Raw genomic sequence first — 21,533 nt, forward strand, 5'->3', positions numbered from 1 at the left:
TTAGTTCACGCTCCTTTAAAGTGCTAATAATGACATTTCCGCATGATTTAACATTTTTTCATTAGCCAATCTGAACATATCCTTTTTTATTTCAAAACCATACGCACTACGATTCAATTCAGCAGCTGCTCTTAGCGTTGATCCACTACCTGCTACGGGATCTATAACTGTGTCCCCTGGGTCGCTGAATATTTCAATCAGCCGTTTTAAAACTGGTACAGGCTTTTGTGTCGGATGAATTTTCGGATAAGAATTGTCAATGTCCCAATGAAACCAATTCATTATCATCTGGCCATCGTTGTTAAACTTTGGCAATTTATCACGGTATAAAACCAAGCCATACTCACAACCGCCTACAATCTTCATATTGGCTTTTAGCGCTTGCGCTGATGACTTTTTGATAAACGTCAACGGAATATAATGCTGAAACCCATACCGCTTGCCATAATCAATAACCATTTGTAACTGCTCAAATGCACAAAACACAACCATTGCAGGTGCTTTATTTCTACCCTTCTTAGGCTCCTTAACTAACATGCGAGAACAAAAGTGCATGTATTCTGCTATTCTGAAATCAACATCTGTATCGAAGAAAGTTGAATTAGCTTTCTTGCTTTCACCATTTTTATCATCTCCGCCGTTATACCAAGCAGGGTTACTTGCATAAGCCTTATTAGCCAAGTTGTAAGGGATGTCTGCAATAACCAGCTGTGCTTTGGGTATGCCATAACGCTTATAATTCTGAAAATGATCGTTGAATAATTCTACTTTCGTTGTTTTAGGTCTATACTTTTCTATATAGCTATCTTTTGTATTATCCAATTACAGCAGCCCTCTTTTCAGCAATTTGTTTCTGCAACTTGGCTCGCATAGCTGCGACATCAAACTCTTTATGGCTCTTTCCCTTACATTCTGGACACTGCACAGCTTTAGCAAAGCCGCAGTCTGTTTGTAACCAGATAGTGCCACGGTTCTCACATATTGCACATTTAGTCGACATTTCGCACATCTCCCATCTTGTTGAACGTTATGCGGTGTTCCTTGCTTTTCGGATACAAACGGCTAACAGCTTTCTGGTTGTACATGCGGTCTATATCTTCTTGCAGATTGTTAGTTGTAATGATCGTTGGCTTTTCTACTTTATTCTTGTCAAAATCAATGCGAACGTTGGCGACCCGATACATGAAATCTTGCATATCCTTGCGAACTGGACGCACAACATTGTCAACTTTCATACCGCCTTCAGTTCCAAAATCATCTAGTAACAACACATCAACTTCTCGCATGGCTCTTTCTATCTTTTCTAACTGCGGTTTTACATCTGAGTAATCATATTGCTTACTGATCAAGTCCGATAATTCTGCAGTCGATACAAACATGATTGACTTACCTGCTTTGCTTAACTCATCCAAAATTGCCAAACCTAACGATGTTTTTCCTGTTCCTTTAGAACCAATCAGCAAAACATTAAATACATCAGTCTGCAGTTTCTTAGCTAACACAAAGGCTTGCTTGCCTATTTCTCTTGCGGTCTTTTCATCTTTTTGTAACGCTGGCTTCCATTGCTCGAAAGTGAAATGCAATGGTCTACCACCCCAAACAGATTGATTAAAATAAAATTTATTATGCGTTGCTTTGATGCTTTGGCGAGCCTTTTCGATAGTTTGTTTTTCTAGTTCTTCTTTAGTTGGTAAATGATCAATATCAACGCCTTTATCTTTAGCCATGCGTTTAATCATTCCTGGTCTTAAAGCACTAGATAAATCTTTAAACTCACTCATACCAAACTTCCCCTTGTTCCTGTGGTACTTCTAGCTGATCGTCAAATCTTCCGTTAAACCATGTAGCTCCATTCATTGGCTGTTTCCATGAATTAGCTGCAAGGTGTTTTTTATATAAAGACAATCGTTCTAGCAAATATTCATTGGTATTCTTAACAGACTTTTTTCTCCAAGCTTTATAATGATTGAACGCTTCCTTCTTACCTTTTTTGTTCGGGTACTGATCCCAAACTTCTTGAAATTCTTTTTCAAAAGCATGTGGTGCATTGCCAAATGCACTATGTTCTTTAGTTAGTATTTCTTCTGGTTGTTTATTCTTTAAGTTAGTAGTTCTTAGTGTGCGGTTATCCACGTGTTGATTTTCGATACGTGGTTTTTCAACATAGGGCTTTTCAGATATTATCCAATCTGAGGTTGAAATCTGCCCTTTTTCATTTCGCGTTCTTTTTCTGGCTAAGTAACCATATTTTTCTAGCTCTTTTAACCCTGTACGTAGTGCAGTTAAACCATCTGGTGAATGCCTTACAACTTCGTTAGTAAAATAATCCCATTCGTCTGATTGACTCCAAAGATAGAAAAAAATCCCTCTTGCTTTCCAGCTCAACCGCTCATCTCTAACCACTGAATTATCAACTGTTGTAAAGCCTTTTTGACGTTGTTTTATAATTTTTGTCATTACGATCACTCCTTAAATCAGAATGGCAAATCATCATCTTGAATATCGATTTGTTGTCCATCGTCTGTCTGTGGTCCATTAACGCCACCATCGTCTACATTCTGCTGATTGTATGGATCTGGCTTGTCTTGTTTCGGATCTAGTAAGTCGAACTGTCCAACCACAACATCAGTGGTATAGACTGTCTTCCCATCTCGGTCTTGATAACTGCCGGTATTGATTCTTCCGGTAACCCCAATCTGTGAGCCTTTATGCGTGAACTTGGCTAGATTGTCAGCTCGTTTGTCCCATATTTGGCAGCGGATGAAGTCGGTGTGATCGTTGTAACCATTGATTGCTAGCGTGAAACTGCCTACGCTTTTGCCGCTGCTTGTTTGTCTGATTTGTACGTCTTTAGTTAAACGTCCGATCCCTGCAAATTGATTCATTGTGATTGCTCCTTTTCTTTGATTGCCTTTAAACTCGTCTTCTTATGCTCCAATACCTAACTTGATACTGAAATAGCATTTAGAACTTTTTCTCTGTATTCAACAGCTTTTTGCATACTGCTAAATTTTTTGTCAATTATCGTTTTACCTTTGTAGCATATTCTTGATCTCCATTTACCTGACTTTTTATCAAAATTAACGCCAACATGTCCTGATGTATTGCGCTTGCTTTTACATCTTGTGATATTCGCTCTATCTTTTGCATTGCCGGAATAATTAGGAATATCGCTCGTTTCCCTTTTAAATGATTTGCCTTTGGCGATTGATAAAACAGTATGCCTGTCAGCTTCATACTTGTTCATAATTTTTGTTGTTGGGGTTCCATTTATGAAATCAAGCTTTATCTGTCTCGCTTTTTCTGGGGTTATTTGTGTATTCCAGCTTTTAGATCCTTGTATTACTAGGCCCATTCTTTTAGCGTGTTGTTTGTTTTCTTCAGCTGTAACCCATTCAAGATTAGAAACTCGGTTGTTTTTCTTATCACCATCCTTATGATTTACTTGCGGTAAATTGTTAGGATTAGGTATGAATGCACTAGCTACTAGCCTATGAAGATATATCGGCTTGCTTTTATAGTTAAGAGCTAGGTAACCATGGCCGTTGTTTTGAAAACTGATTAGTCTATATTCTGAATATGTCATCGTATCTTTTTGATAATTTCTGATGTTTGATCGAACCCGCCCCAAATTTGAGACTTCATAATTCGCAAAGGAAAATCTCCAGGTCTCTCCTGGCAAATTGTTAAATTTAATTTCTCTATTAAACGTGTCAGCAACAAGAATGTTCATTCGGTGCTGCTTTATCTTATGCTTTGCATCAGTTAAACCGTAAACGTAGTATCCACCATCTACGGGCCTATAAGTTGGCTTGAGTTTCCTTGCCGGAGTATATACAGTGCTCCCCCAACGATTTGAATATTTGTGTGGTAAGCTGACTATTTCACCATTTACATTTATTTTGTATAGTCCTTCGTACCCCTTAATATCTTTCCAGATTTGTTTCATCAATTTCATCCATTCTTTTTCTTGTCATAATATGCAGCTTAATCAAGTCATCTTCTGATAAATAAACTGGTTTAATATGGTATTTGTTGCAAAAGTTATTTATTCCAATTTTGTGCTGTTCTGGATGGTGCCGGTCTCCACACAAACACATGAGTGGCAGTTTTCTATGATCGACCATCTTTCTACTACGATTTCCAACTGCTCTATAATGCGCAATTTGAGAATTATTCTTGCCACAAACCATGCACCGTCGATGTTTGCAGCATTGATACAAGAAATAACTCTCATCTCGTGGTAATAGCTCATAACCTTGTTTAAATGGAACAGACCAACTAAACATAAAATCGATTACTATATCCAGCAGCTTATTAGCATCTGAAACACTGTTCTTGGTGTTATCTGCTAAGCTGATTTCTGCACCATCATTTTCAATTGAATAAGCGGTGTAGAAGTAGTCTTTAAGAAATTCTTTCATTGGTGCGCCTGACCAGACTTCAATGTCCTGACATAAAGCAAAGAACAATTTGCGTTGTGCAGGTCGCGCCTTGCGTGGGTCAACGATCTCAATTCTTGCGTGTATCTTGCTTAGATTGCCGTTGTACATCGTTTTAAGGTGTTCTAGGTTAATTGGCTGTCTCACTTTAATAAGCAGCTCATTGCCCTTTATTTTTGATATAAAAGCAGGTTTCCACATCTAATCACTTCTTGTTATCGTTTTGTACTTGCTTTTTCATAGCTTCAGCTAAACGGACTAAAACAGTAGCTTGTTGATTTGAATTGCCGTTTTTATATTCGTCTGTGTTTTTAGCTTGATCAACCAGCCCTTTTTGTACGTCTTTTTGATCAGCACCTAATGTTTCAGCAATTTGTCCGACAAACGTTTTAAACAATTTACCTTTGTTTTGGACTGTGTTTTGCTCCTGACTACTCATCTGAATTTTGGGCTTAGCAGTGTTTTTCTTTTTTGGTGCTGGTTTATTGTTCTGTTTGTGATAACCATTAGAATCTGCATCTTTGGTGTCATCAATCAGAAACAAACCATTCAAAGCGTATTTGCGTGCATACGATGAAGCTGTTCCTGTAATTTGTGAGCCGTCCATACCCTTCTTAGTTTCAGATTCACGTGCATAGGCTGTTACAATCTGTTCTTCATCTTCAGCTCTGAAAGTTGCCGTGGCTTTGATGTAGTGCCAATCGCCAACCAGCAAAGGCTCATCGGTCAATGTTAAGGTTGCTTCGTTTTCTTTTAGCAAAGGCTTAACGGCGTTTAGAATATCTTCAGCACTGCGATAAGCATAGTTACCAAAATTATTCCATTGACCTTTAGGAGCAACTAATTGGCTTTGAATATTCATTAGTGCATTGCTCATTATTCTTCCTCCTCAATAAACGGTGTTCGCATTGCTTCATGTCTGATCTGATGTTCTGCAAACTCGAACACGTCTCGCATTTTGTTAACCGCAAATTCTTTTTCGTCAAGTGTGAAACCATCGCCAAAGTCCAACTGATCTAACTTATTTTCAGTTCTGCGTAAATACTTGATAGCTTTCTCAGGTGTGCCTTTTTTGTGGGATTCATTAATTTCGTATTTGCAGCTGTCAACCATCATTCGGGCAAACTGTTGTAAATTATCTGTTGATGTCATATTCGTAACCTCCGTTGTCTTCGATCGTGTCGATTGCCATATCTAAATCAACCACACGTCCATCAAACTTATCGTTGCAATATTCAACTAAGTTGTGTATTACAACTAAGCCGTCATCAGTCATCCAAACTTCTTCATCTGGCGTGATTTCAGTACCGTAAAAATCATAAACAGTCTTCGGCGGCTTAGGATAATTGCATTTAACAAATTGGTGTTGCCATAAGTTTCTGTTTTGTTCATCTTGAATCTGGTCAAGATACATGTCGTTAACTGTCATACGCTCGCCATTCTTTCTGGTAAATGTTTATTGCCATATCCATAAGCAACCCACCAAACACGATTTTGTTGTTCGTCAGTAACATCGCTGTTTGCCTTTTCAATCTCGATGCACAATCTGGTAAAGTGATCATCGCTCATTGTTTTATCGGCAAAGTCCAGGAATTTAATAATCAAATCTGCTTCATGCTTTTTCATGCTGCGCCCCCTGTTCTTCAAATAAAGCAAGTTTGTTCTTCCAATCTTTTGTTTGTTCTTCAGAAAGTTCATCACCATGTAATGCAAGAAATGCACGCATGAATGAGATGCGTTCAGCTGATGTAGACCTTAGTGCAATTTGTTTCTTTGCATCTTCATATTTTTCTCTAACTGTCATAATTAACTCCAATCTGGTATAATTACCTTGAAAATATTTTTGATATGATTCTGTTTAGTCGTGATTGCCGTCACGGCTATTTTTTTCTCTACGACATATTGCGTTGATCTCAGGCACAACCTTAATCAGCCCGATTATTCCGCTCAAAATGACGACCACCGCCATAATGCTTAACACTGTTACCTGAATTATCATTGCTATGCTCACGTTGATATCTCCTTTCTTCCCAATCACTTTCTAGTTGATCTAAACTAACCAGCAAGACCATCACTAGAAAAACCAGTAGAATGTCTATAACACTCATTTATGTCTCACTTCCTCCATCTGTTTTTTAAATATCCAATGATCGGTACAATAATGCTATAAGCGACCACCGTAACGATCACCGTTTCTAGTGGCGTCATGCCCCGCTCCTTTCTGGGATATACTCATCATTCCAAATCTCAAACTGCTGCATCCACTCGTCGATACGATCGACCTTGTAGCGCACCATTCCGTCAACCACAAATGTTGGTGGTGCTAATGGCTTGATTTTTTCTTTAAAAGTTGTGGCAGAGATGCCTAGGTACTTACATAGTTGTTTTTGGTTAAGATAACCAGTTGCAAGGTTGCCGTTAAGTTCTTCATCTAAACGATCGTTGAACTTTTTACTAATGTCCTTTGCCACTTTAGTAGCGACTAGATTGTCAAAATCTGACATTAGATCACTCCTTTTCATTAAAATTAATTGATTTTATTTTGTTATTCTTATTCATCTATAATTAATCCAACTCATGTAAAAGAGGTGAAATCAATGAGATTAAATCCTGATTGCGTAAGAGATATTCTTCTATCAGTCGAGAAGCATTCAACAATTGAAAAGCGGACTCATTTGTCTGACTTCGAAAGCGACAAGCTGATAGAAAAATACGGGCTAGAGCGTCTTTTGTATCATGTTCGCTATTGCAACGAAGCTGGGCTGTTTTCTGACTTAGACTCTTATGAGGATGAGTTTGATATAAAAGACTTATCTCCTAGTGGCCATTCTTTTTTAAGCAATATTCGAAAAGATGCTAATTGGGAACAAACAAAGAATGTTGCTCAAAAAATAGGCTCATTTTCATTAGATGCTTTAAAAAACATTGCTTCCGGAGTAACTACAGCTGCAATTAATCACCATCTAGGCCTTTGACTTGAGCGTCTATTTTTAAGGTCACTTCTGTTCTAGAACCGTTGCTCCAGTCTCTATTGATATTGATTGATTTGACCTTTCTCAATTCAAGGCCATCAATCAATATTTTTTTACCTTCAAGCGAAATATGATTTATATCTTCCTTCATTTCTGTTCTTCCTTTCTAATATTCCTTGTTCCAAACTTGCTATTTATTCTGGTTGTGTTAATGGAAATCCTTTTGAGTTTTCCCATTTGTTCAACGTGTCTAAAGTAGTTAAACGGTCTTTAACTCTCCATGCTTCAAAAGATGAAATAGTTAAGGAATTTACAAATCTCAAAGCGTTGTTATAATCAATTCTTCTAATTTCGGTATAAACATCAGTGTTAAAATGTTCCTTTAGCGCATGCCAAATCGTTGATCTAAACTGTCCAATTTTTTTATTAAGATAATCTCCGCCACCGTAATTTTTACCGTGATTGTTTTCAATCCATGCTCTTGCGAATTTATTCGATAGTGCTGTAACTACTTTGCGAACTTGTCTTAACTGTCCTCGTGAGAGATAAACATTATCTACATTCTGTTCAACAAGATGTCTGGTTTCTTGGTTGTTCTTATTTGATTCCTCTGCAATATCCTCAACGTGTTTAGCAGTCTTTTTCATTTCCTTTTCGATACCCTCGACGTGGTTGATTACATCGACTAAGATTTCTCCTTGCTTGTTTTGTGCGACTAAAGCTTGCTTAGCCGCTTGCATTGATGTTACTTCTTTCATTCTGTAAACTTCCCTTCTATTATTTTTCTGTCATGTTGTGGCAATATCTTGCGCATGTCGTCAATAAACCCTTGCAACGTGTCTAATAAATCTTCAGTTTCTTCCACGGTTGAAGTCATTGGATCGTCCGCAAAAAAGTTTTTATATCTTAAAGCTGAAAGCTTAGTATCAAACAATTCTTTGAGCTGATCGTTAAGCAACATGATATTTGAACCTGCATCAATCGATTGCCTAACATTACTGCGTTGTTTTTCTAAATTATCGATTTTTTGTTGCAGTTCTTCGTACTCTTGACCTTTAGAACTCATTTCTGAAAGTTTGCCGTTCAATTTATCGATTTCACTTTGAAGTTCGCCGTTCCTGTTTCTTAGGATACTGACTGTTTGAGCTTGCTGCTTTAATTGCTCATAGTCATCAGGCTTAACTTCTTTAGTAACTGTTTTCTCCACCACTTCAGGCTTAGGCTTATTCTTAACTTGTTGCTCCAAAGCACTGATCGTGTCTGCTTTCTCACTAAGCAGTCCGTCCAGCGTCTTGTTGGCTTCTTCGGACTGCTTGAGCTTGCGCTCCAATTCTTTATATTCTTTGTGAGTAGTGATGTCGCCATCGAGTACCCTTTGAACTGCTTCAGGTTTTGCCGATTTCTGCAAAACATCTTTTTTTAACGTTTTTGGTGCATTACCAAAATTAGCTATTTGCTGAGTGTTTTCTAGATTTCTAGAAAACTTAAATTCATTGATCCAAAAATAAACATCATTTCTGTCAAGGCCTACTGATTCACACCATTTAACAAATACGCCTTTATAATGATTGGCTAATTCTTTTTGAGTTTCATACAATTCTTTGCCCATTTGGTATCTCGTATCTTGAGCAATGCTATTCATATTTGACAATTTATGCTTTAAAAACTTAGCCGTGGAATCATCTACCAAAGAATAATCAAAATCGCTTGCCGAATAATTTTCTAGTTCCTGCACTTTTTAACCTCCTCATCTGGAAAGACTTCTATAATTCTTTTTTTGACCATGTCATCTATTTGTTTGTTGGTATATCGGCAAACTGAAATTCCGTATACTTGCCATAATGCAATATCCCTTATTTTGTCTTTTAGATAGTGTTTTCCAGATTCGTGCTCAGGACCATCAATTTCATAATCAATTTTTTCTTTTGAATCATAGAAATCTGCGGTGTATTTTTTGGACCAATATTTTTCATATCCGCCTTTACCAGTTCCAAATACAACTTGTTGTTGCAGTGTAGGGAACATGATGTGAAACATCTGTTCATATTTGGTTCTTTCAGTTCTAGGTGGAATTTTTCTATTTGGGTCTTCAGATATAAGCAAAGCATCGAGCCCCACATCCATCATTTGTGGACCAATAGCCTCCCAAACAATTTCTGAGTAAATTAATTGTTGCCGCTCGCTCAACTCAATTTCTTGCACTTTGTCCGCCTCCTTTCTATGCTTCATTAACTAATTTCGGTTTTTCCGAAGTTGGTGACAAAAAAATATCATCTACTCTAATGTTTAACGCTTCAGCAAGAGATTCGAGATTTTCATATTTCGCTTTTCTCAACGCTGATAGATCTTGTTCATATAAAGCGATTGTTCTATCAGTTATTTTTGAACGCTTAGAAAGTTCAGTTTTGGACATACCACGAATTCCACGCCATTGACGTAAAGTAAATTTTTCTTGTTTTATATCTTGCATGTTGTCACCTCCTTTCGATATCTTTATATTATCATTCGGAAAAACCGAAGTCAAGAACAAAATTCAGAAAATCCGAAATTGTTTTTTAAAAATATATTTCACATTTTCCGAAGTTAATGTTATAATTAAAACCATGAAAGGAGGTATAAACATGTTCTCCACTAATCTAAAATATCTTAGAAACAAATCTGGAATGGATCAACTTACTTTAGCTAATAAGCTAGGTAGAAAAAGCGTTTCTTCTGTAAGTGAATGGGAAAAAGGCAAATACACACCTAAAGTGGGAGTTCTTGCCGATATAGCTCACATATTCAATGTAAGTCTTGAAGACTTAATGAATACCGATTTACGGAAAGAAAATAGTCAAAATAAAGTAGACATCTTTCCTATATTTAACGAGCTAACAGATGAACATAAATATGAAGTATATGATTATGCTCAATCGAAACTAGACGAGCAAAACCATCCTAACGTGCATAATATAGAAGAATCTAAACAAAATTATACTATTGATGTTCTTGGTGCTGTGTCTGCTGGTACTGGCGAATGGCTAGACGGCCAATCAAAAGAAACAGTTACTATCGAAGGACCGATACCTAAGTATGATTTTGCGGTACGCGTGAATGGTAATTCAATGGAGCCGACATTTAGTGACGGTGAAATTCTATTCGTCAATAAAGTTGATGAAGCAAGAAATAATCAGTTCGTGATTGCTGAAGTGAACGGCGAAGCGTTTGTTAAAAAGCTGTTTGTTTCAATGGATGGTGTTAAGTTGATTTCTTTGAATAGAGACTATGATGACATCGTCATTCATGACTACGACGACTATCAGATCGTTGGGGTCGTTGTTCTATAAAAAATGCCCTAGCCAGAATTTAGGGTAACGGCTAGAGCATATGATGTGTCCAATTCAAGTATAACACTGGATTGGGCCTTGTACATAGATGAAAATTAAATGATTACATAGTTGTCCGCACCTCGTGGACGTTAAAAACCGAGGAAATTATATTAAATTTATTTAGGAGGATTTTATCATGAAAAAAGGGATTGCTTCAAGTGTATCACTTTTGGGAATCAGTTTAATTCTGTTTGGATGCTCTAATTCAACAAATAGTAAAGAAAAGGATACAGCAAGTAAAACAACTCAAACTGAAAAGAAAGCCAGTTCTAAGAAATCATCTAGCATTAAGGTACCTAGCCAAGATATAGCTATGCTGCAAGAAGGCGACGGCGAAGAGTACCAGGTTAAACAGTTCAAGAAATATGTGAATCAACTTAAAAACAAATACACTAAAAAAAGTGATGGATTACATGAAAAATATGTAAAAGAAGAACCCACATATCCCAAGAAGGGTCAATGGACTTCAAAGAATGATCAGGGTGTTATTATGACTTACCTAGCTGATATGAAGAATATCTCCGACCAAAATATTAATGGGCTAAAGCTCTTCAATACACAGTATTGGACAGCCGGATTTGACAGTGCTTCCCAAGAAATGATTGATAATTTAGGTTCAGGGTCAATGGACGAAACTAGGCCAGTCTTCAATAAGGAAGGTGATGAGTTCGTAGCCAACGACGCAGTGATTTTTACCGTTGTTGAAACGGACTTCAAGAACACGTCAGATCAGACGTTAACATACGACGGCCTTACAGGGTATGCAGGTGGTGAGTACGACTTCTCAACTCCAGACGGCAAGCAAATCAATAGAGATGATATATTCTACAGCGACGATACTGCGGACCAGGAAGTGCAAGCTGGGAATACTGTGGAGGATAAAGACTTGATCATAGTTCTCGCAACTGGCAGGACGTTAAAGGAGGCTTATAATAAGATTAATCAAAACACTCTAACTATTCACCCAGCAGGTGTGTCTAATGAGGATCAAGACCAATATACCGACGGAATGCTCAATCACATTGATTTAAAAGTAAAGTAGACAATAAAAAATAGCATATCCCCCACCGACCAAAGTTTGAGATATGCTAACCTTTAATTCTACCGTAGGCGTAGTATGCCCTTTTCTTATCTTACCATAGAAAGGAGTTACTGCCTACCCTACTTTGACCCACACAGCAAAGGAGGAAAACATGCGAAATAAAAATATTAAGCCATACACTAAGAAGAATGGCACGAGAGCGTACAAATTTAAAGTTTATTTAGGCTCTGACCCAATCACAGGCAAACGGATCGAAACGACACGCAGGGGCTTTAAAACAGCCCGAGAAGCACAACGTGCACTTGATAGGTTACGAGTTGATTACGATAAGAACGGCTGGCGCAATGGCAATGAATTGAATGTTAAAACCGTTGATGATCTGTTCAATGCTTGGTTTGAAGCTAAGAAAGGTAACGTAAAAAATACCAGTCTTTCAACGTATCAAGTCCCATATGTAAAGCACCTTAAACCAGTGTTAGGAAATATTAAGCTTGACAAATTGTCCCCCTACATTCTGCAAAAGACACTTAACAACTTAGGCAAAAAATATTCTAATATGGTTCGTTTTACTCGTACATTGAATATGTTATTTAGGTATGCGGTGAAAATGGAAATAATGACTACAAACCCAATGGATAAGGTTGATCGTCCAAAAGGAAAAGAATCAGCACATGCGGACCAAGTTAATTATTATAATAAGGAAGAACTAACTAATTTTCTAAAAACTGTGAAAGAAAATGGGGACTTTAAAAAGTACGCCTATTTTAGGCTGTTAGCTTATACTGGTATGCGCCGAGGCGAATCATTAGCATTAAGTTGGGGTGACTTTGATCTCGAAAACAAAACGATCGATATTAATAAAAATATCGTCTATGATTCGCTTGAAAAGCAAACTAAGATAACAACGCCAAAAACAAAAACTTCGAAACGTGTCTTATTTCTTGATGATAAAACCGTTTCTGTTTTACAAAAATGGCACTTAGAACAATCGAAGTGGATAATGCGGCACGGTTTCATTTATCATGGCGATAAACAACCAATTTTCCAAAGTACAAGCAATGGCTTTTGTCCGTCTGAGACTGCCAACAAGTGGTTAAGTCTACTGTATAAAAAGTTCCCGCAAAAAAAGATAGGCGTGCACGGCTTCCGTCATACACACGCATCACTATTATTTGAATCAGGAGCCACGATTAAAGAAGTTCAAGACCGTTTAGGACATGCAACAAGTAAAGAAACGCTTGATATTTATGCCCACGTCATGGAATCACGTAGATCAGGGACTGGCGAACGTTTTGCCAAATATATGGGCAATTAGCCTCTTTGGGTCATTTCTTGGGTCAATTTCATTTAACAGTTCATAAGCCTTTATATACCGGTACTTTTAGCCTTGCTACTCAAACCATTCGTGTTTGACTCACCTTTTAATTGTTGTCCTAAGCCCTTGATCAATATCGGAACACCATAAAACGGCTGGCCCGTGTCTTTCATGGCACTCGCCTCTTTAAGTGCCTTATCTTCACGTAAACTAATGACCGCATTTAAATCAGGGGCTTCTTGTTGAACTAAAGCTGAGGCATGCTTGATCAACTGTTGGCTAGACACTTTGCCATTGCGGATCATTTGGGCCAAGTCACTGGCCGAAGCATCACGATATTGTTCATCAGTGATCGGCAGGTCATTGATCTGTGCGGATGGGACTGCTTTGGCCTCCACGCTTGTTGCTTGCTGTCGTACCACACAAAAAGCGCCACCAAGTAACACGACTGTTGACAAAGCGGCTAAGGCAAGCTGATATGTATGCTTACCGTGAAAACAATGCATCATAAATTCCTCCTTTAGATTAATTGCAATTTCTTCAAATAGCGTAAGCGCATTCAATATTTTAGTCAACCATTTAGCCGTTTACTGTCCCTAAACTAAGAAAATCCCCCTAGCTTTTACCTATTTAGATTAAAAATTTATCAGTACAACAAAAAAGGGGCTGGAACATAACTAGCTCTGCGATTCTAAAAAGGCCGTCGATCTATCCCAATTAAATGGGTTAAATCAGCGGCTCTTAAACGTGTTCCAAAAGATCGAAGCCTGACTGTAACAACGATTGCTTTATTCGGGTTCTTCGCTTTGCTACGACCCAAAATAAAACAATCATCGTTACAAATCGGCTTCAAAACATCTTTTATCTCACTCTCAAATGTAAAATTATTTTTTAAATTCGTGCGGCTGCCACATCAAAGATCTTGTCGACCCAGCCGTCATAAAAATCTGGCTCATGAGTCACTAATAAGACGTTGCCTTGAAACGCTTGTAAAGCATCGCGTAACGCATGTTTGGTCTCATCGTCCAAATGGTTAGTCGGTTCATCCATGATAATAAAATTGCTGGGAACTAATTCCAACGCACACAACTTGACCTTAGTTTGTTCCCCACCACTTAACAGTTTCATCGGTTTCATGGCATTGGAAGCATTCAAACCAGCCCGGGCTAACCGTTGACGGATCGTTTTTGGTTCCAACTTAGGAAACTGATTTTGAATAGTTTGCAAAGGCGAGATATTAGGGTCATCCCAAACCAGATCCTGATCAAAATAAGACACCTTAGCCGCGTCCACAAACTTCGCGGTTCCACCAAAGACAGGGATTTGGCCTAAAATAGATTTGATCAGAGTCGACTTACCGGCACCATTAAATCCTTTTAGGACAATTTTTTCACCATGTGACATTGAAAAAGTCACGGGGGCTAATAAAGGACTCTTGTATCCAACTGACAAATTTTGTACCGTTAAAACTTCTGATGACATTAAATTAACGTACGGAAAGCCAAAATGTGCCTGTAAATTGTCACTTGGAGGTGTGATCCGTTCCATTTTATCCAAACGTTTTTGCCGTGATTTCGCCATCGTTGACCGCGTACCAGCCTTATTTCGGCGAATATAATCTTCATCTTTTTCGATTTGTTGGCGTTGCTTTTCATAAGCTTTTCGTTGAACTTCTTTTTTTATCTCTTTTTGCTTAACTGCTGAACGGAAACTTCCTGTATATTTAATGATCTTACCAAACGCCACATCAATAATACAATTGGTGATTTTTTCTAGAAAATCAAAATCATGGGAAATAACCATAAAACAACCTTCAAAGTTATTTAAATAGTTAGTCAACCATTCGATGTGTTCCGTATCCAAATAGTTAGTCGGTTCATCGAGTAACAAAACGTCTGGTTCTTCAAGCAATAACTTAGCTAAAATAATTTTAGACCTCTGTCCACCAGAACATTCACTGACCTGTTTGTTGGTCCCGATTTGGTCAATGCCCAAGCCTGTCATAACTTGAGAGATCTTCGTATCAACTTCGTAAAAATCAGCTGCTTCCAATTTTTCTTGGATCTTACCGGCCTCTTCTAACAACTCGTCTTTTGGCTCTAGTGCATACTGTGCATAACATTGTGCCTGACGATCAGCTAACTTGAACAAATAAGCAAAAGCTGTATGCAAAAATTGTTCGATCGTTTGTCCCGCACCAGCTTTAACATACTGATCCAAGTACCCAACTGTGGCTTTATTTTGCCACTTGATCGTTCCTTCATCGGGAAGCTCACTTCCAGTCAATAATTTGATCAGTGTCGATTTACCCGCACCGTTTTGACCGATGATCCCCATATGGTCTTCTTTATTTAAACGAAATGATGCATCTTCATATAACTGTTTATCCGCAAAAGCCATTGATAGATGTTCAACTTCTAAAACACTCATTACCTAATTCTCCTATCTCTTGTGGCTTCAAAATGTATGTAACAGACCCGACATATCACAAATCGCGCTTGTTAAACCTTTCGAAATGATTATCTGTGGTTGTTAATTTTAATTGTCTGTCGCTTTCTTAGCCATATTCTGGCAAAGTATGCACTAAAAAAATGCAAACTGCAAAAAATCCGCTTATTTTATGTCAAAATATGGGCAAAATAAATCCACATGTGCTCAATAATTGGGCCCATGTGGAGCTTATCAATTTGTTCAATTAATTGAAACTAACTCCTTAATTAAGAACGCGGATATTCCGCTCGAGCCGGAAACACCGTGCTATTGATCTCGCTTAAGGTCAGCCCCACTAAGCACTATGCCAAGCGATGCTGAAATTATTTAGCAGCCTTTTGTGCTTCTTCTTGTTTCTTTAAGAAATCAAGTACTGCAAGGTGTTGTTTACGACGATTCTTAACATTTGTATGGTTAACCTTACGACGGTCGTTAGCTGTACCAATATGATCGTTATTTGACATTATAATTCCTCCCTTCAGATAATCATGCACTGAAGTATTTTACCGAAATTTTCATATAATTTCAAGTTTTTTCCAAAAGTTCCCTAGTTCCTGCTAAATTTTAACTTACACAACTTTATTACATCATTGAAACAATTTGCCGCTTTTTTGACTAAAATACGTGTGCTCCTTTTTGCGTAATCACTAACTATCTAAAATTAATGAACAATTTTTCTTTTTAAATTATTTTAGTTACAAGTGCAAAATTGTGCTCAATTTCAGTGTTTTTTGGTTATTGTTCAATTAATTAAAACTTTAGGATTTTCCTTATGCTATTATTTTCTTTTTAACTAATACATATGGTAGGATAAATTTAAGGACGGTAATTCCTTGTTATTAAACACATTCAAGCAAATTTTAAAGGAGGTCCAGCGATTGAATGCAAACTACTATCAAGATACCACCCAAGAGGTCCTAAAGAAATTTGAAGTTACACCGGATGGCTTAACAAAAAAGCAGGCAGAAGATAGACTTCAAAAAAACGGTAAAAACGAATTAGCTGGTGAAAAAAGAACCACTATTCTGCAAAAATTCATCAATCAGTTTAAAGACCTGATGATCGTCATCTTACTGATCGCAACGGTCATTTCTTTACTGATCGGCGAAGTTTCTGATGCTTTGATCATCTTCTTAGTAGTTGTATTAAACGCTGCTTTCGGAGTTTTTCAAGAGTCCAAGGCAGAAAACGCGATCGATGCGTTGCAAGAAATGACAACACCTTATACCCGTGTACGACGAGACGGTCAGGTTCAACAGATCCAAAGTAATGAAGTCACATTAGGTGATATTATTCTTTTGGAGGCTGGGGATGTCGTTCCAGCTGACGCACGGATCATCGAAACACATAACCTTAAGATCGAAGAGTCTGCTTTAACCGGTGAATCTGTTCCAACTGAAAAGCACAGCGACGTGTTAGAAACAGAAAAACCCGGGATCGGCGACCAAGACAATATGGCCTTTATGAATACCAATGTGACTTACGGGACCGCTGAAGCGATCGTCACTGGAATCGGAATGGAAACTCAAGTCGGCCAGATCGCCGACATGATCTCAGGTGTTGAACAAACCACGACTCCATTGCAAAAAAATATCGACCATCTCAGCAAGACCTTAAGTATTTTGATTTTGGTAATTGCCGCTGTGATCTTTATTTTCGGAACAGTAACAGGACGTGAAACACCATTTGACATGCTGCTAACTGCAATTTCATTAGCGGTTGCTGCCATTCCAGAAGGTCTGCCTGCAATCGTCACGATCACACTAGCACTTGGGACGCAGACGATGTCAAAAGAAAACGCCTTGGTACGTAAATTACCAGCGGTCGAAACTTTAGGGACCACAGAAATCATCGCGTCTGATAAAACCGGAACTTTGACCCAAAATAAAATGACGGTCGAGCAGGTCTTTACCAACCAAAAGCTCATGAGAGTCAGCGATTTTTCACTTCCACTTTCATCACGGATGGCCTCGATCATGATACTGGCAAATGACAGCCAACAAAGTAAGGATGGCTTGATCGGTGACCCGACAGAAACTGCTTTAATTCAATATTTTATCGATAAAAATGATGATTTAAAAGAAGTTATGGATAATTATGAGCGGCTCGATTCTGTTCCCTTCGATTCAGATCGTAAGTTAATGAGTGCGATCGTTAAAAATAACGATAATGAAGTTTATTGTCTGACTAAAGGTGCCGTAGATGTTTTACTAGATCGCACCACTCAGATCAATGTTGATGGTAAAGTGCGTAAAATAACTGACGAAGATCGACAAAAAATCAACGACACTAATAGTAATTTAGCTCACCGTGCTTTACGTGTTTTGGCTTATGCTTACAAACCAGTCGAAAAAGTCGCTGACCAAGCAACTTCACAAGCTTACGAAAATGATCTGATCTTTGTTGGCTTGACTGGGATGATCGACCCTGAGCGATCAGAAGTTAAAGAAGCTGTTAACGAAGCTAAATCTGCTGGAATTCGACCATTAATGATCACGGGGGATCATAAAGAAACAGCACAGGCCATCGCAACTCGTTTAGGTATAATAAAAAAAGATGATGACCAAGGCGTGATCACTGGTAGTCAGTTAGATGAAATGTCTGACGAACAACTACAAAATAATGTTGATCAGTACTCTGTGTATGCACGTGTGTCACCTGAACACAAGGTCCGGATCGTTAAAGCATGGCAAAGTCACGAGAAGATCGTGGCAATGACTGGTGACGGCGTGAACGATGCACCAGCCTTAAAGACTGCTGACATTGGTGTCGGAATGGGGATCACAGGAACTGAAGTTTCTAAAGGAGCCGCCGATATCGTATTAGCCGATGATAATTTCGCGACGATCATCACAGCTGTACGTGAGGGAAGAAAAGTATTTGCTAACATTCAAAAGGCTGTTCAGTATCTCTTATCCGCTAATTTAGGTGAAGTCTTGACTTTATCGTTAATGACCTTTGCTAATTGGGATATTTTCTTACCTGTGCATATCTTATGGATCAACTTAGTAACTGATACTTTTCCTGCTATCGCTTTAGGCGTTGAAGTTGGGGAACCAGATGCTATGAAACATAAGCCTCGGGGGCAAAAATCGACTTTTCTCTCAAATGGTGTCGGTTCAAGCATTATCTACCAAGGGATCTTAGAAAGCTTCTTGACTCTTGGAGTTTACCTGTTGGCGATCTTATACCCAGAACATTCAGGTTCAGATATGATCCACGCTGATGCTTTGACAATGTCCTTTATTACATTAGGAATGCTGCAACTTGGCCATGCTTTCAACTGTAAGTCGATCCATCGCTCGATCTTCAGCAAAGAAACGTTTAAAAACAAATTCTTTAACTGGGCGATCTTGGGTTCAGCCTTGCTGCTAGCCGCTACGATCTTTATTCCTGGTTTCAATGATATTTTCCACGTAACACTTCTAAATGCTGCCCAATGGTCAATGATCCTTGGCGCGGTAGTCTTGATGATCGTGATTGTTGAAATCGTTAAGCTCGTACAAAGAAAAACTGTTTATAAAAACTTGTAGTTAACTAAATAAGAAGTGAGAAAAAAGATGCTTTGACGCTGATTTGTAAGGATAATTGCGTTATTTTGAGTCGTAGCAAAGCGCAAAATCAGAACAAGGGTCGTTGTTACAGTCAAGCTTCAATCTTTTGAAACACGCTTAAGGGCCGTCGATTTAACCAACTAATGGTTAGATCGACGGCCCTTTTAGATTCGTACAATTAGTTATGTTACAGCCGCGATTCCCTAAGATCAGTCAAATTACAAAACCCAGTAAGTTGTATCCATTTAACTTCATCAGTACACTCATTTTTTCTATACGAGTTTTTACACTCTGTTTAATTAGCAGTTACATATTCATCAAGCTCTTTTAAATACAAAGCCTTTTTCTCATCACTGATCCAGGATGTTTCAAATGAGTTCTTGGCCAATTGTACAACCTGGTCTTTAGTCAGATCAAAATTTTTTGCGATCGCATAGTAGTTATCTCCAATATAACCGCCAAAGTAAGCTGGATCATCCGAGTGAATCGAAACTTTCACATCTTGTGCCAATAACTCCAATACTTCTTTGCCTTTCATTTCTGGTGAAACATACCCGTTAGATAGCGGGCAAGAAGTTAACCCGATTTTTTTGTTAGCAACGAATTGTACCAAGTCAGGATCTTCCACGATATTAGTTCCATGATCTAAACGTTCTACCCCCATGATCTCCAAAGCCTGACGGATATGATCGATCGATTCTTTTTGATCAATGTCACAGTGAGCCGTCAAGTGAAGGCCTTGCGCTGCCGCATCTTCAAATTGGCGGGCAAATTTCAACGGCGGATTATTATGTTCATCTGAGTCTAACCCAACACCGATAAATTTATCTTTATATGGCAAAGATTCTAAGAGTGTCTTGCGCGCTGATTCTTTGGAGAAATCACGTAAGAAACACATAATCAGGGCAGCGTCAACATTCAAAGCACGTGCATCAACAACTGCACGGTACAAACCATTGATAACCGTTCCAAACGCAACTCCGCGACTAGTATGTGCCTGTGGATCAAAGAAAATTTCCACGTGACGCACGTTATTAGATGCAGCCCGTTTCAAATATTCAAAGGCCAACTCATAAAAGTCTTCTTCTTTTTGCAAAACTTCCATCGCTGGATAATAAACCGATAAAAAAGATGCAAGATCATCATATTCGTACGTCTTTTGCACCTCTTCGATCGTATCTTGTCCAATATCAATATGATTACGCTTGGCTAACTTTAATTTTAAATCTGGTTCTAATGTTCCTTCAATGTGCAAATGTAGTTCGGCTTTTGGTAGATTAGCAGTAAATTCCTTCGTAACTTTCTTCGACAACTTAACCCCTCCTAAATTCAAATATATCAGTTCGTTCACACTTTATAGTGTATCATGGATCCCCTTTTAGTCAATAAACAAATAACGAATATTAATGTTGATAAATAGTATAATGTATGTAATAATTCAAAATATAGTAATCTCAAACTTTAAAGAAAAGGAGATTTTCTCACGTAATGGAAAATTTTGAGGACAATGACCAAAAAGAAGCTAGTGTGTTAGAACGAACATTTCACATTTCAGCACAAGGATCCACAGTCAAACGTGAAATTATGGCTGGTTTAACGACTTTCATTTCAATGGCTTACATACTTTTTGTTAATCCTAGTATTTTAGGGGCGGCTGGCATGGATAAAGGCGCTGTTTTTACTGCAACCGCGCTTTCAGCTGTGATCGGTTGTGTATTGATGGGAGTTTTAGCGAACTATCCGATCTCGATCGCCGCTGGTTTAGGGGACAATGCCTTTTTCACTTTTTCCGTTGTTTTAGGGATGGGGATCCCATGGCAAAAAGCTATGGCAGGAGTTTTTGTTGCTTCAGTTTTATTCACCATCTTGTCTTTTTTCAAGATACGTGAAGTTGTGATCGATGCCATCCCGCAAGATTTAAAATATGCCATGGCCGCCGGGATCGGGATCTTCATTGCCTTTGTTGGTTTACAAGGAGGTGGTCTAGTTGTCGCTGACAAATCTTCTTTAGTTGCGATCGGTCCATTCACAGAACCAACCACTTGGCTAACGATAGCGGGGATCTTCATTATCGGGATCTTAATGGCACGCAAAGTTCCTGGTTCTATTTTCATCGGGATCTTCGCAACTGCTATTTTGGGTCTAGTCACTAGTTTGATCAAGATGCCTACTCATCTCATTTCATTTGCGCCAAGTATGAAACCGACTTTTGGTGTTGGTATCAAAAACTTAGCATCCTTAGCTGATATCCAAATGTGGGCTGTTGTTTTGATTTTCTTATTAGTTGCTTTCTTCGATACGGCAGGAACATTGATCGGCCTAGCGCAACAAGCCGGTATTATGAAAAACA

The 21,533-nt window shown here is 38.4% G+C and carries 28 protein-coding genes; 6 read left to right on the top strand and 22 right to left on the bottom strand.

What is annotated here, in order from left to right:
- Nucleotides 1-15: 15 nt before the first annotated feature.
- The 13 genes from LACPOB_RS0110685 to LACPOB_RS0110755 form a co-directional block, all read right to left on the bottom strand.
- On the bottom strand, nucleotides 16-822 hold the full coding sequence (locus LACPOB_RS0110685) for a DNA-methyltransferase (RefSeq protein WP_017868812.1): 807 nt from the start codon (nucleotides 820-822) through the stop codon (nucleotides 16-18).
- Nucleotides 823-989: 167 nt separating this feature from the next.
- Nucleotides 990-1,781, bottom strand: coding sequence for an ATP-binding protein (locus LACPOB_RS0110695; protein WP_017868814.1), 792 nt, complete (start codon nucleotides 1,779-1,781; stop codon nucleotides 990-992).
- Nucleotides 1,774-2,457, bottom strand: coding sequence for a helix-turn-helix domain-containing protein (locus tag LACPOB_RS13180; RefSeq protein WP_017868815.1), 684 nt, complete (start codon nucleotides 2,455-2,457; stop codon nucleotides 1,774-1,776). Before LACPOB_RS13180 ends, LACPOB_RS0110695 begins: the two co-directional genes overlap by 8 nt.
- Nucleotides 2,458-2,474: 17 nt before the next feature.
- Nucleotides 2,475-2,885, bottom strand: a complete 411-nt coding sequence (locus LACPOB_RS0110705; protein WP_017868816.1) for a single-stranded DNA-binding protein — start codon at nucleotides 2,883-2,885, stop codon at nucleotides 2,475-2,477.
- A gap of 56 nt (nucleotides 2,886-2,941) precedes the next feature.
- Complete coding sequence (locus LACPOB_RS12340; RefSeq protein WP_017868817.1) at nucleotides 2,942-3,949, bottom strand: NUMOD4 motif-containing HNH endonuclease; 1,008 nt, start codon at nucleotides 3,947-3,949, stop codon at nucleotides 2,942-2,944.
- Entirely contained in the window at nucleotides 3,924-4,643 is a 720-nt protein-coding gene (locus LACPOB_RS0110720) for a putative HNHc nuclease (RefSeq protein WP_017868818.1), read from the bottom strand. The genes LACPOB_RS12340 and LACPOB_RS0110720 overlap by 26 nt, the downstream gene beginning before the upstream one ends.
- A gap of 4 nt (nucleotides 4,644-4,647) precedes the next feature.
- On the bottom strand, nucleotides 4,648-5,319 hold the full coding sequence (locus tag LACPOB_RS0110725; protein ID WP_017868819.1) for an ERF family protein: 672 nt from the start codon (nucleotides 5,317-5,319) through the stop codon (nucleotides 4,648-4,650).
- Entirely contained in the window at nucleotides 5,319-5,594 is a 276-nt protein-coding gene (locus tag LACPOB_RS0110730; protein WP_017868820.1) for a hypothetical protein, read from the bottom strand. Before LACPOB_RS0110730 ends, LACPOB_RS0110725 begins: the two co-directional genes overlap by 1 nt.
- Nucleotides 5,578-5,871, bottom strand: coding sequence for a YqaI family protein (locus tag LACPOB_RS0110735; RefSeq protein ID WP_017868821.1), 294 nt, complete (start codon nucleotides 5,869-5,871; stop codon nucleotides 5,578-5,580). Before LACPOB_RS0110735 ends, LACPOB_RS0110730 begins: the two co-directional genes overlap by 17 nt.
- Nucleotides 5,868-6,068: a hypothetical protein gene (locus tag LACPOB_RS0110740; protein ID WP_017868822.1), complete on the bottom strand. Its 201-nt coding sequence runs from the start codon at nucleotides 6,066-6,068 to the stop codon at nucleotides 5,868-5,870. The genes LACPOB_RS0110735 and LACPOB_RS0110740 overlap by 4 nt, the downstream gene beginning before the upstream one ends.
- Nucleotides 6,055-6,246 carry a hypothetical protein gene (locus LACPOB_RS0110745; RefSeq protein ID WP_017868823.1) on the bottom strand — a complete coding sequence of 64 codons (192 nt, stop codon included), beginning with the start codon at nucleotides 6,244-6,246 and terminating at the stop codon, nucleotides 6,055-6,057. The genes LACPOB_RS0110740 and LACPOB_RS0110745 overlap by 14 nt, the downstream gene beginning before the upstream one ends.
- A gap of 121 nt (nucleotides 6,247-6,367) precedes the next feature.
- Nucleotides 6,368-6,550: a hypothetical protein gene (locus LACPOB_RS0110750; protein ID WP_017868824.1), complete on the bottom strand. Its 183-nt coding sequence runs from the start codon at nucleotides 6,548-6,550 to the stop codon at nucleotides 6,368-6,370.
- 96 nt (nucleotides 6,551-6,646) lie between these two features.
- On the bottom strand, nucleotides 6,647-6,946 hold the full coding sequence (locus LACPOB_RS0110755; RefSeq protein WP_017868825.1) for a helix-turn-helix transcriptional regulator: 300 nt from the start codon (nucleotides 6,944-6,946) through the stop codon (nucleotides 6,647-6,649).
- Between the two features lie 93 nt (nucleotides 6,947-7,039).
- Here LACPOB_RS0110755 and LACPOB_RS0110760 point away from each other — a divergent pair, with 93 nt between their 5' ends.
- Complete coding sequence (locus tag LACPOB_RS0110760; protein ID WP_017868826.1) at nucleotides 7,040-7,417, top strand: DUF2513 domain-containing protein; 378 nt, start codon at nucleotides 7,040-7,042, stop codon at nucleotides 7,415-7,417.
- Here LACPOB_RS0110760 and LACPOB_RS12750 read toward each other — a convergent pair.
- Genes LACPOB_RS12750 through LACPOB_RS0110785 form a run of 5 tightly spaced genes read right to left on the bottom strand, consistent with a single transcriptional unit; the run spans nucleotide 7,395 to nucleotide 9,884 of the window.
- Nucleotides 7,395-7,565, bottom strand: a complete 171-nt coding sequence (locus LACPOB_RS12750) for a hypothetical protein (RefSeq protein WP_017868827.1) — start codon at nucleotides 7,563-7,565, stop codon at nucleotides 7,395-7,397. The two genes, LACPOB_RS0110760 and LACPOB_RS12750, sit on opposite strands and share 23 nt — an antisense overlap.
- A gap of 43 nt (nucleotides 7,566-7,608) precedes the next feature.
- Complete coding sequence (locus LACPOB_RS0110770; protein WP_017868828.1) at nucleotides 7,609-8,172, bottom strand: hypothetical protein; 564 nt, start codon at nucleotides 8,170-8,172, stop codon at nucleotides 7,609-7,611.
- The gene (locus LACPOB_RS12345; RefSeq protein ID WP_017868829.1) at nucleotides 8,169-9,149 is read right to left on the bottom strand and encodes a coiled-coil domain-containing protein; all 981 of its coding nucleotides are present in this window, start codon (nucleotides 9,147-9,149) and stop codon (nucleotides 8,169-8,171) included. Before LACPOB_RS12345 ends, LACPOB_RS0110770 begins: the two co-directional genes overlap by 4 nt.
- Nucleotides 9,137-9,616, bottom strand: a complete 480-nt coding sequence (locus LACPOB_RS12185) for a DUF559 domain-containing protein (protein WP_017868830.1) — start codon at nucleotides 9,614-9,616, stop codon at nucleotides 9,137-9,139. Before LACPOB_RS12185 ends, LACPOB_RS12345 begins: the two co-directional genes overlap by 13 nt.
- 16 nt (nucleotides 9,617-9,632) lie before the next feature.
- Entirely contained in the window at nucleotides 9,633-9,884 is a 252-nt protein-coding gene (locus tag LACPOB_RS0110785) for a helix-turn-helix domain-containing protein (protein WP_017868831.1), read from the bottom strand.
- Between the two features lie 151 nt (nucleotides 9,885-10,035).
- Between LACPOB_RS0110785 and LACPOB_RS0110790 the strand changes: the two genes are divergently transcribed.
- The 3 genes from LACPOB_RS0110790 to LACPOB_RS0110800 all read left to right on the top strand — a co-directional run bounded on the left by LACPOB_RS0110790 (nucleotide 10,036) and on the right by LACPOB_RS0110800 (nucleotide 13,139).
- A complete protein-coding gene (locus LACPOB_RS0110790; protein WP_017868832.1) occupies nucleotides 10,036-10,740 on the top strand; it encodes a S24 family peptidase in 705 nt (234 codons plus the stop codon).
- A 178-nt stretch (nucleotides 10,741-10,918) separates the two neighbouring features.
- Nucleotides 10,919-11,824, top strand: coding sequence for a hypothetical protein (locus tag LACPOB_RS0110795; protein WP_017868833.1), 906 nt, complete (start codon nucleotides 10,919-10,921; stop codon nucleotides 11,822-11,824).
- 151 nt (nucleotides 11,825-11,975) lie between these two features.
- Entirely contained in the window at nucleotides 11,976-13,139 is a 1,164-nt protein-coding gene (locus LACPOB_RS0110800; RefSeq protein WP_017868834.1) for a site-specific integrase, read from the top strand.
- A 50-nt stretch (nucleotides 13,140-13,189) separates the two neighbouring features.
- Here the strand turns inward: LACPOB_RS0110800 and LACPOB_RS12830 are convergent, their stop codons facing one another.
- The 3 genes from LACPOB_RS12830 to LACPOB_RS12835 form a co-directional block, all read right to left on the bottom strand.
- Nucleotides 13,190-13,648, bottom strand: coding sequence for a hypothetical protein (locus LACPOB_RS12830; RefSeq protein WP_191976292.1), 459 nt, complete (start codon nucleotides 13,646-13,648; stop codon nucleotides 13,190-13,192).
- Nucleotides 13,649-14,030: 382 nt separating this feature from the next.
- Complete coding sequence (locus tag LACPOB_RS0110810) at nucleotides 14,031-15,569, bottom strand: ABC-F family ATP-binding cassette domain-containing protein (protein ID WP_017868836.1); 1,539 nt, start codon at nucleotides 15,567-15,569, stop codon at nucleotides 14,031-14,033.
- Between the two features lie 383 nt (nucleotides 15,570-15,952).
- Nucleotides 15,953-16,093, bottom strand: coding sequence for a hypothetical protein (locus tag LACPOB_RS12835; protein ID WP_017868837.1), 141 nt, complete (start codon nucleotides 16,091-16,093; stop codon nucleotides 15,953-15,955).
- A 414-nt stretch (nucleotides 16,094-16,507) separates the two neighbouring features.
- Between LACPOB_RS12835 and LACPOB_RS0110820 the strand changes: the two genes are divergently transcribed.
- Nucleotides 16,508-19,162 (top strand): cation-translocating P-type ATPase, encoded by a 2,655-nt coding sequence (locus LACPOB_RS0110820; protein WP_017868838.1) that lies wholly within the window; start codon nucleotides 16,508-16,510, stop codon nucleotides 19,160-19,162.
- Nucleotides 19,163-19,478: 316 nt separating this feature from the next.
- Here LACPOB_RS0110820 and add read toward each other — a convergent pair whose 3' ends face one another.
- Nucleotides 19,479-20,495, bottom strand: coding sequence for an adenosine deaminase (add, locus tag LACPOB_RS0110825; RefSeq protein WP_017868839.1), 1,017 nt, complete (start codon nucleotides 20,493-20,495; stop codon nucleotides 19,479-19,481).
- A 176-nt stretch (nucleotides 20,496-20,671) separates the two neighbouring features.
- Between add and LACPOB_RS12190 the strand changes: the two genes are divergently transcribed.
- The coding region (locus LACPOB_RS12190) for an NCS2 family permease (protein ID WP_040533153.1) at nucleotides 20,672-21,533 on the top strand (862 nt) is incomplete at its 3' end.

The sequence above is a fragment of the Ligilactobacillus pobuzihii E100301 = KCTC 13174 genome, assembly GCF_000349725.1.
Taxonomy (GTDB): Bacteria; Bacillota; Bacilli; order Lactobacillales; family Lactobacillaceae; genus Ligilactobacillus; species Ligilactobacillus pobuzihii.

Bases quoted from the DNA above. Each gene is read 5' to 3' on its own strand.
- LACPOB_RS0110695 (WP_017868814.1), bottom strand. From the start codon at position 1,781: ATGAGTGAGTTTAAAGATTTATCTAGTGCTTTAAGACCAGGAATGATT.
- LACPOB_RS13180 (WP_017868815.1), bottom strand. From the start codon at position 2,457: ATGACAAAAATTATAAAACAACGTCAAAAAGGCTTTACAACAGTTGAT.
- LACPOB_RS0110705 (WP_017868816.1), bottom strand. From the start codon at position 2,885: ATGAATCAATTTGCAGGGATCGGACGTTTAACTAAAGACGTACAAATC.
- LACPOB_RS12340 (WP_017868817.1), bottom strand. From the start codon at position 3,949: ATGAAACAAATCTGGAAAGATATTAAGGGGTACGAAGGACTATACAAA.
- LACPOB_RS0110720 (WP_017868818.1), bottom strand. From the start codon at position 4,643: ATGTGGAAACCTGCTTTTATATCAAAAATAAAGGGCAATGAGCTGCTT.
- LACPOB_RS0110725 (WP_017868819.1), bottom strand. From the start codon at position 5,319: ATGAGCAATGCACTAATGAATATTCAAAGCCAATTAGTTGCTCCTAAA.
- LACPOB_RS0110730 (WP_017868820.1), bottom strand. From the start codon at position 5,594: ATGACATCAACAGATAATTTACAACAGTTTGCCCGAATGATGGTTGAC.
- LACPOB_RS0110735 (WP_017868821.1), bottom strand. From the start codon at position 5,871: ATGACAGTTAACGACATGTATCTTGACCAGATTCAAGATGAACAAAAC.
- LACPOB_RS0110740 (WP_017868822.1), bottom strand. From the start codon at position 6,068: ATGAAAAAGCATGAAGCAGATTTGATTATTAAATTCCTGGACTTTGCC.
- LACPOB_RS0110745 (WP_017868823.1), bottom strand. From the start codon at position 6,246: ATGACAGTTAGAGAAAAATATGAAGATGCAAAGAAACAAATTGCACTA.
- LACPOB_RS0110750 (WP_017868824.1), bottom strand. From the start codon at position 6,550: ATGAGTGTTATAGACATTCTACTGGTTTTTCTAGTGATGGTCTTGCTG.
- LACPOB_RS0110755 (WP_017868825.1), bottom strand. From the start codon at position 6,946: ATGTCAGATTTTGACAATCTAGTCGCTACTAAAGTGGCAAAGGACATT.
- LACPOB_RS0110760 (WP_017868826.1), top strand. From the start codon at position 7,040: ATGAGATTAAATCCTGATTGCGTAAGAGATATTCTTCTATCAGTCGAG.
- LACPOB_RS12750 (WP_017868827.1), bottom strand. From the start codon at position 7,565: ATGAAGGAAGATATAAATCATATTTCGCTTGAAGGTAAAAAAATATTG.
- LACPOB_RS0110770 (WP_017868828.1), bottom strand. From the start codon at position 8,172: ATGAAAGAAGTAACATCAATGCAAGCGGCTAAGCAAGCTTTAGTCGCA.
- LACPOB_RS0110785 (WP_017868831.1), bottom strand. From the start codon at position 9,884: ATGCAAGATATAAAACAAGAAAAATTTACTTTACGTCAATGGCGTGGA.
- LACPOB_RS0110790 (WP_017868832.1), top strand. From the start codon at position 10,036: ATGTTCTCCACTAATCTAAAATATCTTAGAAACAAATCTGGAATGGAT.
- LACPOB_RS0110795 (WP_017868833.1), top strand. From the start codon at position 10,919: ATGAAAAAAGGGATTGCTTCAAGTGTATCACTTTTGGGAATCAGTTTA.
- LACPOB_RS0110800 (WP_017868834.1), top strand. From the start codon at position 11,976: ATGCGAAATAAAAATATTAAGCCATACACTAAGAAGAATGGCACGAGA.
- LACPOB_RS12830 (WP_191976292.1), bottom strand. From the start codon at position 13,648: ATGATGCATTGTTTTCACGGTAAGCATACATATCAGCTTGCCTTAGCC.
- LACPOB_RS0110810 (WP_017868836.1), bottom strand. From the start codon at position 15,569: ATGAGTGTTTTAGAAGTTGAACATCTATCAATGGCTTTTGCGGATAAA.
- LACPOB_RS12835 (WP_017868837.1), bottom strand. From the start codon at position 16,093: ATGTCAAATAACGATCATATTGGTACAGCTAACGACCGTCGTAAGGTT.